This is a genomic window from Nocardioides sp. W7, from assembly GCF_022919075.1.
Lineage (GTDB): Bacteria > Actinomycetota > Actinomycetes > Propionibacteriales > Nocardioidaceae > Nocardioides.
In genome coordinates this window covers 4,446,739-4,459,171 of the sequence record NZ_CP095078.1, presented here as the reverse complement: position 1 = coordinate 4,459,171, position 12,433 = coordinate 4,446,739, and the positions used below count along the sequence as shown (strand labels likewise).

Below are 12,433 nucleotides of genomic sequence, written 5' to 3'. Positions count from 1 at the left end.
AGGGCGACGCTCATCGCAGGGTCTCCTCGAGGTGGGGGGTGTCGTCAGGGGCGGGCACGAGGCCGAGGTCGGCGAGAGACTCCAGGAGGATGCCCTCCATCTCCTCCGCTCCGAACGGCATGCCGCGCACGTTGGTGCGCGACTCGGCGTCGACCAGGAACCTGCCCCGCAGCAGCAACGACAGCTGGCCCAGGTTCATCTCCGGGACGACGACCTTGTCGTAGCGGGCCAGGATCTCCCCCAGGTTGCGGGGGAACGGGTTGACGTGGCGCAGGTGGACCTGGGCCACGTCGAGCCCACGCTGGCGCACGCGGCGGACGCCGGCCCCGATCGGGCCGTAGGTGGACCCCCAGCCGATCACCAGCATCCGGGCGCTTCCCGAGGGATCGTCGACCACGAGGTCGGGGATCGTCCGGGCGATGCCGTCGACCTTGGCCTGACGGGTCCGGACCATGAAGTCGTGGTTTCCGGCGTCGTAGGAGATGTTGCCGTGGCCGTCGGCCTTCTCCAGGCCGCCGATCCGGTGCTCGAGGCCGGGGGTGCCGGGCGGCGCCCACGGGCGGGCCAGGGTCTCCCGGTCGCGCAGGTAGGGCCAGAAGTGGGCGGTCTTCTCACCGCCCTTGCCGGTCGTCTCGTGGTTGGGGCCGGTGGAGAAGTCGGGCTCGATCCGCGCCAGGGAGGCCACGTCCGGGAGCTCCCACGGCTCGGAGCCGTTGGCCAGGTAGCCGTCCGAGAGCAGGATGACCGGCGTGCGGTAGGTGACCGCGATCCGGCACGCCTCGACCGCGGCGTCGAAGCAGTCGGCGGGCGACTGGGCCGCGATGATCGGCAGCGGCGCCTCGCCGTTGCGCCCGAACATCGCCTGCAGCAGGTCGGCCTGCTCGGTCTTGGTTGGCAGCCCGGTCGAGGGGCCGCCGCGCTGGACGTCGACGACGACCAGGGGGAGCTCCAACATCACGGCCAGGCCCATCGCCTCGGACTTCAGCGAGACGCCGGGACCGGAGGTGCTCGTGATGCCGAGGTGGCCGGCGTACGACGCCCCGATGGCGGCGCCGATGCCGGCGATCTCGTCCTCGGCCTGGAAGGTGGTGACGCCGAACTTCTTGTGCTTGCTCAGCTCGTGCAGGATGTCGGAGGCCGGGGTGATCGGGTAGGCCCCCAGGAAGACCGGCAGGTCGCTCAGGGTGCCGGCAGCGACCAGGCCGTAGGAGAGCGCGGTGTTCCCCGTGATGTTGCGGTAGCGGCCGGCCGTGGCCTCCATCGGCTTGACCTCGTAGGAGACCGCGAACGCCTCGGTGGTCTCACCGAAGTGGTAGCCGGCCTTGAACGCGGCGATGTTGGCGTCGCGGACGTCGGGCTTCTTGGCGAACTTGGTGGAGACGTAGTTGAGCGTCCCCTCGACCGGGCGGCCGTACATCCACGACAGCATGCCCAGGGAGAACATGTTCTTCGAGCGGGCAGCGTCCTTGCGGGAGAGGCCGAACTTCTTGACCGACTCGACCGTCATCCCGGTCAGGTCGAGGCTGTGCACGTGGAAGTCGGCGAGCGAGTCGTCCTCGAGCGGGTTGCTGATGTAGCCCGCCTTGGTCAGGTTGCGCGGCGTGAAGTCGTGGGTGTCGACGATGACTACCGCGCCCGGCCGCAGATCGTCGGCGTTGGCGCGCAGGGCTGCCGGGTTCATCGCGACCAGCACGTCGGGGTGGTCGCCGGCGGTGAGGATGTCGCGACTGGCGAAGTGCAACTGGAACGACGAGACGCCGAGGATGGTCCCCTGCGGCGCGCGGATCTCAGCCGGGAAGCTGGGGAAGGTCGCCAGGTCGTTGCCGAAGACCGCGGTCTCCTGCGTGAACCGGTCGCCGGTCAGCTGCATGCCGTCACCCGAGTCACCCGCGAACCGGATGACCACGCGCTCGACCTGCTCGACCGGCTTCACAGCCTCCGTCTTCATGGTCACTCCGATGCTCGTGGCGGAACCGGACAGACCGGCCTAATGCTGATAATCAATCCTACGGTAGGACTGGGGTTCGTCAAGGCGCAGGAGTGCGGGTTCCCTCATGGCAACATTGCTTCTAATAGTTACTACGTAATCACTCGACCGAGGGAGCCCTCGCACATGACCCAGCAGGAGACCGACGACCTGGCCGCGAGGCTGGTCCGGCTGGAGGAGTGTGGGCGGGCCGCCGACATCCTCCACACCTTCGCCGCCTCGCTCGACGACCCCGACCTGGCGACGGTGCTGCCACTCTTCCGTGAGGACGCCGTGCTCGTTTCCCCGCGGCGGACAGCACGGGGCCGCGCGGAGATCGCCAGCTTCTTCACCGAGGCCTGGTCCGCCGACCCGTCGGTGAAGCGGCACTTCGTGATGAGCCCGCGCGTGACGTGGCTGGGGCCCGGCCGGGTGCGGCTGGAGACCTACTTCACCTTCATCGGCCGGATGCCCGACTCGTCGGTGCTCGGGTGGGGCACGTACGACGACGTCGTCGACGTCACCGGTCCCGAGCCGAGGTTCGCCGAAGTGAGGATGGAGAGCCACCTGCGCACCGATCTCGACCAGGGGTGGGCGGCCGCTCCCGTCACCGCAGGAGCCCAGCGGTGAGGGGCCTGGCCGGGAAGGTCGTCGTGGTCACCGGAGGCGCCAGCGGCATCGGCCGGGCCTGCGTCGAGCGCTTCGTCGAGGAGGGGTGCACCACCGTGGTCGCCGACCTGCAGCGCGAGCCCGGTGCGGCCGTTGCCCGCGAGCTCGGCGACCTGGCCGACTTCGTGCACGTCGACGTCACCGACGAGGAGAGCATCGCCGCGCTGGTCGACACCGTCGTCGAGCGCCACGGACGACTCGACGTGCTGATGGCCAACGCCGCCGTTTTCGGGGCGATCGGGCCGATCGCGGAGCAGCGCACCTCGGACGTCGACCTCACCCTGGCGATCAACCTGCGCGGCGTCATCCTCTCCCTCAAGCACGCTGCCCGCGTGATGGTCCCGCAGGGGTCGGGCGTCATCATCACCACCGCAAGCCCCGGGGGGCTGATCGGCGGCGCCGGTCCGCACGTCTACAGCGCCACGAAGGCCGGGATCATCGGGCTGACCAGGTCGGTCGCCGCCGAGCTGCGGCCGCGCGGGATCCGGGTCACCGCCGTGGTCCCGGGCGCCATCGCCTCGGCGATGACCGCCTCCGCGCTCGTCGGCGACGCCGACGACCTCGAGGGCACCGCCGAGCGGATGGCCCAGGGTTCCATGCTCGGCCGCGCCGGGCTGCCCGAGGACCTCGCCGGCGCCGTGGCCTTCCTGGCCAGCGACGACGCCGGCTACATCACCGGCAGCGAGCTCTTCGTCGACGCCGGCTACACCCACGCCGGCGGGTCGGCCTCCTTCGCCGGCGAGCAGTACGCCGGCTCCGGCGCGCTCCTCGAGGGTGGCCGCCGTACGTCCTGAGCCGCGCGCTCGACGAACCACCCTCAGCACACCACCGACCCAGCAGCAGGAAAGGCACGCACATGCTCGGAGACAAGCGGATCCTCATCACCGGCGCCGCCAGCGGGATGGGTCGCGAGATCGCGATCGAGGCGGCCCGGCAGGGAGCCAAGCAGGTCGGGATCGCCGACCTCAACCGGGCCGGCCTGGAGGAGACCAGGGACCTGGTCACCGCCGAGGGCGGTGACGTCTGCCTCCTGGAGACGGACCTGCGCTCGGGCGAGTCCATCGCGTCGATGGTCGCCACCTTCGCCGACTGGGCCGGCGGGATCGACACCCTGGTCAACAACGCCGGCGTGCTGGACAGCAACTTCGTCCCCGCCGACCAGGTGGGCGTCCACCAGCTCACCGACGACGCGTGGGAGGCCGTCATGGACGTCAACCTCAAGGCCGTCTGGCTCGCCACCAAGCACGCCTCGCCCCACCTGCTCGAGTCGACCCGCGGCCCCGCGGTGATCAACGCGGCCTCGGTCAGCGGCATGGCCGGCGCCGGGATGACGGCGTACGCCGTGTCGAAGGCCGCGGTCATCCAGCTCACCCGGGTGACCGCGGTGAGCCTGGCGCCGAAGGTGCGCGCCAACTCCTTCTCGCCCGGGTCGATCAAGACCCCGATGAGCGACGCCCACTTGGAGCGCGCCACCGACAAGCTGGCGACCGCGAAGGCGATGTACGGCTCGCACCTGATCAGTCGCCGCGGCTACGTCAGTGAGATCGCCAAGGTGGTCTGCTTCCTCGGCAGTGACGACTCCGCGTTCGTCAACGGCGCGAACGTGCCGGTCGACGGCGGGATGATGGCGTGGCGCGGGTCGCGGGAGGTCCAGCCCGACTGGGAGTGACGGGCGGCCGGGCCCCGCGACGAGCGGGGCCCGGCCCGGTCGGGTCAGGTCACTCGGGCTTCGGGAACTGCGGTCGCCGCTTCTCCAGGAACGAGGTGGCCCCCTCGATCATGTCGTCGCTGCCCACGGCCTGCACCAGCATGCCCAGACCGGTGCTGAACGAGTCCCGGGCGGCGTTCCACCAGACGTTGGAGCTGATCTTGGTGATCTCGAGGTAGCGGGGGCTGAGTGCCGCGAGCTCGTCCACCAGGGCGTCGACGGCTGCGACCAGCTCGGAGTCCGGTACCACCCGGTTGACCAGGCCGAGATCGAGGGCCTGCTCGGCGGAGTAGCGACGGCAGAGCATCGCCATCTCCTTGGCGCGCTTCTCGCCGATCTGCAGACCCAGCACGTTGGTGGCGCCGGTGACCGGAGAGCTGCCGACCCGGGGGCCGGTCTGGCCGAAGGTGGCCGACTCGGCGGCGATGGCCAGGTCGCAGGCGATGACGAGCTCGTTGCCGCCGCCGGCCGCGGGCCCGTTGACCGCCGCGATGACGGGTCGCGGGTGCTGCCGCACCGCGTCGAAGAGGTGCAGGGAGCCGCGGTAGAGGCCACGCATCTCCGCCAGTGACGGGGTGCCGAGCATGTCCAGCGCGCCACCGGCGCAGAACGCTCCCGGCGCGCCGGTGATCACCACGGCACGCGACCCGGTGCTTCCCTCCAGGGCCTCGACGGCCGCCGCGGACATCTCCGGATCGAACGCGTTGCGGCGCTCGGGCGCATCCAGGGTGATCCAGGTGGCGTCCCCCCGCTGCTCGACGTGAACGTGTCCCATCAGTCGTTCCTCTCGTAGGTCGGCCCGAGGGCCAGCGTGATCTTTCCGGTCGCCCGGCGCGAGTCGAGCTCACGCAGGGCGTCGCCCGCGTCGGCCAGCGCGAAGCTGCGGCCGTCGACGGGTCGGATGAAGCCGGCGGCATGCCACTCCATCAGGTCGGCCCACTGTCGGGCAGGGTAGTTCGGCTCGTCCTCGATCAGGCTGCCCCAGGCGACGCCGCGCAGGTCGACGTTCTTGAGCAGCAGCCGGTTGGCCGCGATGCTCGGGATCGTGCCGGAGGCGAAGCCCAGGACGAGCACGCGTCCCTCCTTGGACAGGCAACGCACGGAGTCCAGGAGCGCGTCGCCGCCGACGGTGTCGGCGACCACGTCCACGCCGCCCGGCCCCAGCAGGTTGCGGGTCTCACCGAGCCAGCCGTCGGTCGCGACGGTGTCGTCGGCGCCGCACCGACGCGCGAGCTCCGCCTTCTCCGGCGTCGAGGTCACCGCGACCACCCTGGCGCCCAGCGCCTTGCCGACCTGCACGAGCGCCGTGCCGAGGCCCCCCGCGGCGCCGTGGACCAGCAGCACCTCGCCCGCCGCGAGCCCGCCGCGGCGGGTCAGGGCGAGGTGGGCGGTGAGATAGTTCATCGGCATCCCCGCCCCGCTGCGCAGGGAGATCTCGTCGGGCAGGGGGAAGACCATCTCGGGAGACGCGACCACCTGCTCGGACCAGCCGCCGACCCGCAGGAACGCGGCCACCCGGTCGCCTGCCCGCACGTGCGCACCGGGCGGGGCCTCGCGGACCACGCCGGCGACCTCGACCCCGGGGGTGAAGGGAAGAGGCGGCTTGCGCTGGTACTCACCGCGGCTCATCAGCAGGTCGGGGAAGGCGACCCCGGCGTGGCGGACCTCGACCAGCACCCCCGCACCGCGCTCCGGGACGGCGACCGTGACGACATCGAGACCGTCGGGACCGGTCAGCCCGGTGACCTGGACCGCCCGGCAGGTACCCGTCGCAGCGGTCACGCGCGCCCCCGCGCGGCCTCGCGGTCATGGACGTAGGAGGCGGTGGCCGCCTCGTCCCGCAGCACGTTGCGCCGGATCTTCTCCGAGGGCGTCATCGGCAGCTCCTTGCGGAAGCGGACGTAGCGGGGGATGGCGAACTCCGGGACCCGGCCGCGGCAGAACTCCCAGATCTCCTCGGCGGTGACGTCCCCGTCGGGCACGATCACGGCCATCACCTCGTCCTCACCGGCCTGGTGGTCGGCGGGCACCCCGATCACCCCGCACTCGGCGACCGCGGGATGGGCGAGGAGCGCCTGCTCGACCTCGTAGGAGCTGATGTTCTCCCCGCGACGACGGATCGCGTCCTTGATCCGGTCGACGAAGTAGTACCAACCGTCCTCGTCGACCCTGACCGCGTCGCCGGTGTGGAACCACATGTTGCGCCACACCTCGGTGGTCCTCTCCGGCATGTTGAAGTAGCCGAGCGAGCTGATCCAGGGGTGGCGGGGCCGCACGCAGAACTCTCCGACCTCCCCGGTCGGCACCTCCATGTCGGTCTCCGGGTCGACGATGACGACGTCGTACCACTTCGCGGCGTTGAGGCCGGCGGCGCCGGCGGGGCGGTCCTCGCCGTACGGGCTGAGGATCGGCGTGGTGGTCTCCGTGGTGCCGTAGACCTCGACGAAGGCCTCGATGCCGAACCGGGCCCTGAAGTCGTCCAGGATCGCCGAGGCGGTGGGGGCGGCGAAGACGCACCGCAGCGGTTGGTCCGCGTCGTCGGGCCGCTCGGGCTGCTTCCAGACGAAGTCCATCATCACGCCGAGGAAGTTGGTCACCGTCACGTCGTGCTCGCGCAGCTGGTCGACCCAGCGGCTGGCACTGAACCGCGACCGGATGACGACGCGGCCGCCGGCGATCAACGCCGGGTAGACGGCCATGTACTGCGCGTTGCCGTGGAAGAGAGGCGTGACCGAGAGCCACGTGTCGTCCTCGGTGAACCGGGTCAGGCAGCGGGTGAGCTCGGAGAAGAAGTTCATCTGGGCATTCGGCATCGAGACGCCCTTGGAGAGCCCGGTGGTGCCGGAGGTGAAGAAGACCGCCGTCAGGTCGCGGGCGTCGGGCTCGGGGCCGTCGAGGCGTGCGGAGGCGGGCAGCGTGTCCCACGGCTCGGCGCGCCACCCGGCGGCGCGGAGACGCTCGACCGCGGCGGCGGCGCCGCCGTTGCTGTCGATCACCCAGAACGCCTCCACCTCGGAGAGCGAGTCGCGCAGCGCCACGAACCGGTCCGCCAGGTCGTCGTCGACGATGACCCAGCGCGCCGCCACCAGCTGGACCTGGTGGCGCAGGAACTCGCCCTCGTAGGCGGTGTTGACCGGAGCCTCGACGAGGTCGCCGACCGCCGTGGCGAACCAGGAGACGACGAGCTGGGTGGAGTTCTTCGCCATGATGACCACCCGGTCCCCGGCCTCGGCGCCGGCCCGACGCAGGCCTCCGGCGGTGCGGTCCGCCAGGTCCTCGACCTGCGCGAAGGTCAGCTTGCGGTCCTCCTCCGGGGCGATCAGGAAGACCTTGTCACCGCGCTCGTGGGCCTGTCGGCGGATCACGTGAGCCCCGGTCCAGCGCGTCCAGTCGGGGTCGGTGGGCTCGAGGTCCTCGTAGGTCCGGGCCATGCGTGATGCCTCCTGGTCGCTCGGGATGTCAGCGCGCTCACCATAGCCAAAATCACTGATTATGAATAGGATCGATTGGGCTAGGTTGTCGAGCGGAACGTCGTCGAGCAGTGGAGGTACGTCGTGGAGGGTGTGGACTCCTGGGTTCGGAAGTGGGCCACCATCAACGCGCAGGGCATGGCGGTCTCCCACCGCGACGAGCGGGTCACCTGGGGCGGACTGGACCGGCGCGTCGACGTGCTCGCGCACCGGCTGCGGGACCTGGGGGTGGGGCCCGGGGACCGGGTCGGGTGCCTCATGAACAACTGCGTCGAGTTCCTCGAGACGTTGCACGCCGTCTCGCGGGCCGGCGCGGTCTTCGTCCCGGTCAACGTGCGCTACGCCCCGCCCGAGCTGGCCTTCGCCGCCGAACACGTGGGCATGAGCCTCCTGGTGACCGAGGCGCACTTCGACTCGCTCGTCGAGCGGTCCGGGCTGGACCTGCCCCTGCTGCGCAAGGAGGAGTGGCCGGTCGACGACGGCAGTGCGCCGCGCAGCGAGCCTGCTGCGCGATGGGGCGACGACGGCTTCCTGCTCTTCACCTCGGGCACCACGGGCACCCCCCGCGCCGTGCTGCACGCGCACGAGGCGTTCATGTGGGGATCGATGGACGCGATCCTGATCCACGCCTACACCAACGAGGACCGGCTGGTCACCCCCCTGCCGCTCTGCTATACGGGCGGGATGAACGTGGCCAGCAGCCTGGCCCACTCCGGCGCCGAGCTGGTTCTGGCCGAATCGGCGGAGCCCGGTCACCTCCTGGAGCTGATCGCCTCTCGTCGGGCCACCCTCTTCCACGGCGTTCCGACCATGTGCCAGCGTCTTGCGGACCATCCCGACTGGGCCGCGTCGGACCTCTCCTCCCTGCGGCTGGCGCGGACCGGTGGCGCCCCGGTCCCCGCAGCCCTGATGGAGGCCTACGCGGCTCGGGACATCGCCCTGACCCAGGGGTACGGGCTCAGCGAGTCGGGCGGCACGGGGCTCACCCTGCCGCCCCGCGAGTCGCACAGGTTCGGCAAGGCCGGTCGGCCGTCCTTCTACCTCGAGGCCAAGGTGGTCGACCCGGAGACGGGGGAGGAGCGACGATCGGGCGAGGTCGGGGAGATCCTGCTGCGTGGGCGCCAGCTGATGCGCGGCTACTGGAACGAGCCGGAGGCGACGGCAGCCGCGATCCGCGACGGCTGGCTGTGGACCGGGGACCTCGGGACGGTGGACGACGAGGGCCTCTTCGCCATCACCGGTCGTTCCAAGGAGCTGATCGTCACCGGCGGGCTCAACGTCTACCCCGCGGAGGTCGAGCACGTGCTGATCGCGGCCGAGGGGGTCCTGGAGGCCGCCGTGATGGGCTCGCCCTCGGAGAAGTGGGGCGAGGAGGTGGTGGCGGTGGTCGTCGCCGAGTCGGGCGCGCCCGTGGACGAGGCGGGGCTGATCGCCTTCTGCCGGGAGCGGCTCGCGGACTACAAGTGCCCCAAGCGAGTGGTGCTGAGCCAGGAGAGCCTCACCCGCACCGCCTCGGGCAAGATCATCAAGCGTGAGGCCGCCAAGCGGCTCGGCTCGGTCGCATGACGTCCCCGGGCGAGGAGCCGAGCGGCCAGGGCCCCCTCGTCGGGCTCCGGGTGGTGGAGCTGGGCGGGATCGGACCCGGCCCGCACGCCGCGATGGTGCTCGCCGACCTCGGTGCCGAGGTGGTCCGGGTGGACCGGCCCACCGACGAGGCGGGCGCCGCCCGGGGGCGCGTGGACCAGCTGCTGCGGAACCGCCGCTCGGTGACCGCCGACCTCAAGGACGCGGATGACCTGGCGCGAGTGCAGGACCTCGTGGGCAGGGCCGACGTCCTGCTGGAGGGGTTCCGCCCCGGGGTCACCGAGCGGCTCGGCCTCGGGCCCGAGGAGATGCTGGCCGGCAACCCGCGTCTCGTCTACGGCCGGATGACCGGCTGGGGGCAGGACGGTCCGTCGGCGAACGCGGTCGGGCACGATCTGAACTACATCGGCATCACCGGGGCGCTCGCGTCGATCGCGCGTCCGGGACAGCCGCCGACCGTGCCGCTCAACCTGGTCGGCGACTACGGCGGCGGGTCCATGCTGCTGCTCGTCGGGGTGCTCGCGGCCCTGTGGGAGCGCGAGCGCTCGGGCCGCGGACAGGTGGTCGACGCGGCGATGGTCGACGGGGCCTCCCTGCTGGTCCAGGCGTTCTGGAGCCTGCGCGGCCGAGGCGAGTGGCGCGAGACCCCCGCCAGCAACGTGGTCGACGGCGGTGCGCCCTTCTACGACGTCTACCGCTGCCGCGACGGGCTCGACGTCACCGTCGCGGCCCTCGAGCCGCCGTTCTACGCCGCCCTCCTGCGGGGGCTCGGGGTTCCGCCGGGCGAGCTGCCTGCGCAGTACGACCGCGGCGGCTGGCCGGCGACGAAGGCACGGTTCGCCGACCTCTTCGCCTCCCGTCCGCGCGCGGAGTGGCTGGCCGTCTTCGACGGGACCGACGCCTGCGTCGCACCGGTGCTGGGTTTCGACGAGGCCGAAAGTCACCCGCACCTGGTCGGTCGGGGCACGCTCGTCGAGGTCGACGGGGTGCTGCAGGCCGCACCAGCCCCGCGCTTCTCGCGGACCCCCTCGGCCACCCCGCGACCGCCCCGGTCGACCGGGCAGGACAACGCGCAGGTCTACGAGGAGTCGTGGTGGACGTGACCCAGGGGTCCGGGACGACGGCCGACCGGACCACGTGGCCCGCCACGTGGGAGACCCTCGAGGTCGCGGTCGCCGACGGGGTGGCCGACGTGCGGCTCTCGCGGGCCGACCGGCTCAACGCCCTCGACGGCACGATGCGGGCCGAGCTGACCGTTCTCTGGTCGCTGCTGGCGGCCGACACCTCGGTGCGGGTGGTCGCCGTCACCGGGACAGGTCGCGCCTTCTCCGCCGGAGCCGACTTCACGGAGCTGGCAGCGGCTGCCGACCGCGATCCCGGCGCCCCCCGCGAGGATTACCTGCCGAGCCCGGTGCTCGAGGTCCCAGTCCTGGTCGCCGTGAACGGGCTCTGCCTGGGTGGGGCTCTGCGCTTCGTGGCGGACGCCGACATCGTGCTGGCAGCCGACGACGCCTGGTTCTCCGACCCGCACGTCTCCCTGGGCCTGACCAGCGGTCCCTGTGCGGTGGAGCTCGCGGCCCGCGCCAGCTCGGCGGCGGTCGCGCCGTTGGTGCTCGCGGGCGCCACCTACCGGATGGAGGCCCGCCAGGCCCTGGCTGTGGGCCTGGTCAGCGAGGTGCTGCCCGCCGCGTCTCTTCAGGCGCGGACCCACGAGCTGGCGCGGATGATCGCCGCGCAGTCGCCGACCGCCGTACGCCGCACGCTCGCCCTGTTGCGACGGCGTACCCGGTCACAGGTGGAGGACCTTCTTCCCGAGGCGTGGGCCGCGATCGACGAGATGTGGAGCGCCCCCGACGTGGCCGAGGCGACCGCCGCCCGCGCCGAGCGGCGGGCCCCGGTCTGGACCGACCCCGGGTCCGACACACGAGGCACCGCCACCGATCAGGAGGAACGAGCATGAGCAGCACGCAGACCCAGGAGATCTCCTTCGGGTTCGGGATGGTCACCGCGCAGCGCGATCCCCGGGACCAGCGGTCGGACGCGGACCTCTACGCCGACGTGCTCGACCTCTGCGTGCACGCCGAGGAGCTGGGGTTCGACTCGGCCTGGCTCTCGGAGCACCACTTCGTCGACGACGGCTACATGCCGAGCCTGCTGACGGTGGCTGCGGCGATCGCGGCGCGGACCAGCACCCTGCGGATCGCCACCGGGATCCTGGTCGCGCCGCTGCACGACCCGGTCCGGCTCGCCGAGGACGCCGCGACCGTGGACCTGCTCTCCCGCGGGCGCCTCCTCCTGGGGGTCGGGGCCGGTTACCGTGACGAGGAGTTCGCCGGCCTGGGCCGGTCTAAGGAGGGTCTCGGCGCGACGATGGATCACGTGCTGTCCACCCTCAGGGACGCCTGGGGCGACGGCACCGTGCAGACAGGTCCGGCGTCGGTACCCGTGCGGGTCACCCCCAAGCCCTTCCGGTCCGGCGGGCCCGAGGTGTGGATCGGTGCGCGCACCCGCGCGGGGATCAGGCGTACGGCGCGTGCCGCGGACGGGCTGCTGGCCGCCCGAGTGACGCCCGACGAGCTCGCAGTCCAGGTCGCGATGTTCACCGAGGAGGTGAGGGTCCGGGGCCGGGACCTGGACGAGGTCAGCGTGGGGGTCCACTGTCCCGTGCTGGCCTGGACCGACGGTGACGCGTGGCCCGTGCTGGAGCCGCACCTGCACTACTCGGAGTGGAAGTACCGGGACATGACCGGCGAGCCGTTCGGCGGGCGGAGCGGCGGCCCCGGGCTTCCTCCGTCGCTGACCGAGGAGGTTCGGGACCGGCTCCGGGCCGGCGCCCTGGTCGGCACTCCCGACGAGGTGGCGTCGGCGGTCCGCGCCTACCACGAGGCGGCCGGCGACCTCCGGTTCACCTTCATCCCGCGGCTCTACTGGCCCGGGATGGAGCCCGCGGTGCAGCGTGAGGCGATGCGCGTCTTCGCCGAGGAGGTCATCCCGCGGGTGCGGGCCCGTTGACCGGGCGCCAAAGATAGATAATGA

At 71.8% G+C, this 12,433-nt stretch carries 11 protein-coding genes; 7 read left to right on the top strand and 4 right to left on the bottom strand.

Annotated features, from left to right (window positions below):
• Positions 1–10 precede the first annotated feature (10 nt).
• Positions 11–1,948: a 2-oxoacid:acceptor oxidoreductase subunit alpha gene (locus tag MUB56_RS20935; RefSeq protein WP_244928950.1), complete on the bottom strand. Its 1,938-nt coding sequence runs from the start codon at positions 1,946–1,948 to the stop codon at positions 11–13.
• A gap of 165 nt (positions 1,949–2,113) precedes the next feature.
• On the opposite strand from MUB56_RS20935, the gene MUB56_RS20930 reads away from it, so the two are divergent.
• The 3 genes from MUB56_RS20930 to MUB56_RS20920 all read left to right on the top strand — a co-directional run bounded on the left by MUB56_RS20930 (position 2,114) and on the right by MUB56_RS20920 (position 4,304).
• Complete coding sequence (locus tag MUB56_RS20930; protein ID WP_244928949.1) at positions 2,114–2,596, top strand: nuclear transport factor 2 family protein; 483 nt, start codon at positions 2,114–2,116, stop codon at positions 2,594–2,596.
• Positions 2,593–3,429 (top strand): SDR family oxidoreductase, encoded by an 837-nt coding sequence (locus MUB56_RS20925; RefSeq protein ID WP_244928948.1) that lies wholly within the window; start codon positions 2,593–2,595, stop codon positions 3,427–3,429. Before MUB56_RS20930 ends, MUB56_RS20925 begins: the two co-directional genes overlap by 4 nt.
• Before the next feature lie 62 nt (positions 3,430–3,491).
• Positions 3,492–4,304, top strand: a complete 813-nt coding sequence (locus MUB56_RS20920) for an SDR family NAD(P)-dependent oxidoreductase (protein ID WP_244928947.1) — start codon at positions 3,492–3,494, stop codon at positions 4,302–4,304.
• A gap of 49 nt (positions 4,305–4,353) precedes the next feature.
• Here MUB56_RS20920 and MUB56_RS20915 read toward each other — a convergent pair whose 3' ends face one another.
• Genes MUB56_RS20915 through MUB56_RS20905 form a run of 3 tightly spaced genes read right to left on the bottom strand, consistent with a single transcriptional unit; the run spans position 4,354 to position 7,774 of the window.
• On the bottom strand, positions 4,354–5,118 hold the full coding sequence (locus MUB56_RS20915) for an enoyl-CoA hydratase/isomerase family protein (RefSeq protein WP_244928946.1): 765 nt from the start codon (positions 5,116–5,118) through the stop codon (positions 4,354–4,356).
• On the bottom strand, positions 5,118–6,125 hold the full coding sequence (locus MUB56_RS20910) for an NADPH:quinone oxidoreductase family protein (RefSeq protein WP_244928945.1): 1,008 nt from the start codon (positions 6,123–6,125) through the stop codon (positions 5,118–5,120). Before MUB56_RS20910 ends, MUB56_RS20915 begins: the two co-directional genes overlap by 1 nt.
• Positions 6,122–7,774, bottom strand: coding sequence for an AMP-binding protein (locus tag MUB56_RS20905; RefSeq protein ID WP_244928944.1), 1,653 nt, complete (start codon positions 7,772–7,774; stop codon positions 6,122–6,124). The genes MUB56_RS20910 and MUB56_RS20905 overlap by 4 nt, the downstream gene beginning before the upstream one ends.
• A 132-nt stretch (positions 7,775–7,906) precedes the next feature.
• On the opposite strand from MUB56_RS20905, the gene MUB56_RS20900 reads away from it, so the two are divergent.
• From MUB56_RS20900 to MUB56_RS20885, 4 genes are read left to right on the top strand one after another with little or no spacing between them, the layout of a single operon-like run.
• Positions 7,907–9,379 (top strand): AMP-binding protein, encoded by a 1,473-nt coding sequence (locus tag MUB56_RS20900; protein ID WP_244928943.1) that lies wholly within the window; start codon positions 7,907–7,909, stop codon positions 9,377–9,379.
• Positions 9,376–10,500: a CaiB/BaiF CoA-transferase family protein gene (locus MUB56_RS20895; RefSeq protein ID WP_244928942.1), complete on the top strand. Its 1,125-nt coding sequence runs from the start codon at positions 9,376–9,378 to the stop codon at positions 10,498–10,500. Before MUB56_RS20900 ends, MUB56_RS20895 begins: the two co-directional genes overlap by 4 nt.
• A complete protein-coding gene (locus MUB56_RS20890) occupies positions 10,491–11,357 on the top strand; it encodes an enoyl-CoA hydratase/isomerase family protein (RefSeq protein WP_244928941.1) in 867 nt (288 codons plus the stop codon). The genes MUB56_RS20895 and MUB56_RS20890 overlap by 10 nt, the downstream gene beginning before the upstream one ends.
• Entirely contained in the window at positions 11,354–12,409 is a 1,056-nt protein-coding gene (locus tag MUB56_RS20885) for an LLM class flavin-dependent oxidoreductase (RefSeq protein WP_244928940.1), read from the top strand. The genes MUB56_RS20890 and MUB56_RS20885 overlap by 4 nt, the downstream gene beginning before the upstream one ends.
• The last annotated feature ends 24 nt before the right edge of the window (positions 12,410–12,433 follow it).

Coding starts and splice junctions, on each gene's coding strand:
- MUB56_RS20935 (WP_244928950.1), bottom strand. CDS start 1,948: ATGAAGACGGAGGCTGTGAAGCCGGTCGAGCAGGTCGAGCGCGTGGTC.
- MUB56_RS20930 (WP_244928949.1), top strand. CDS start 2,114: ATGACCCAGCAGGAGACCGACGACCTGGCCGCGAGGCTGGTCCGGCTG.
- MUB56_RS20920 (WP_244928947.1), top strand. CDS start 3,492: ATGCTCGGAGACAAGCGGATCCTCATCACCGGCGCCGCCAGCGGGATG.
- MUB56_RS20915 (WP_244928946.1), bottom strand. CDS start 5,118: ATGGGACACGTTCACGTCGAGCAGCGGGGGGACGCCACCTGGATCACC.
- MUB56_RS20905 (WP_244928944.1), bottom strand. CDS start 7,774: ATGGCCCGGACCTACGAGGACCTCGAGCCCACCGACCCCGACTGGACG.
- MUB56_RS20895 (WP_244928942.1), top strand. CDS start 9,376: ATGACGTCCCCGGGCGAGGAGCCGAGCGGCCAGGGCCCCCTCGTCGGG.
- MUB56_RS20885 (WP_244928940.1), top strand. CDS start 11,354: ATGAGCAGCACGCAGACCCAGGAGATCTCCTTCGGGTTCGGGATGGTC.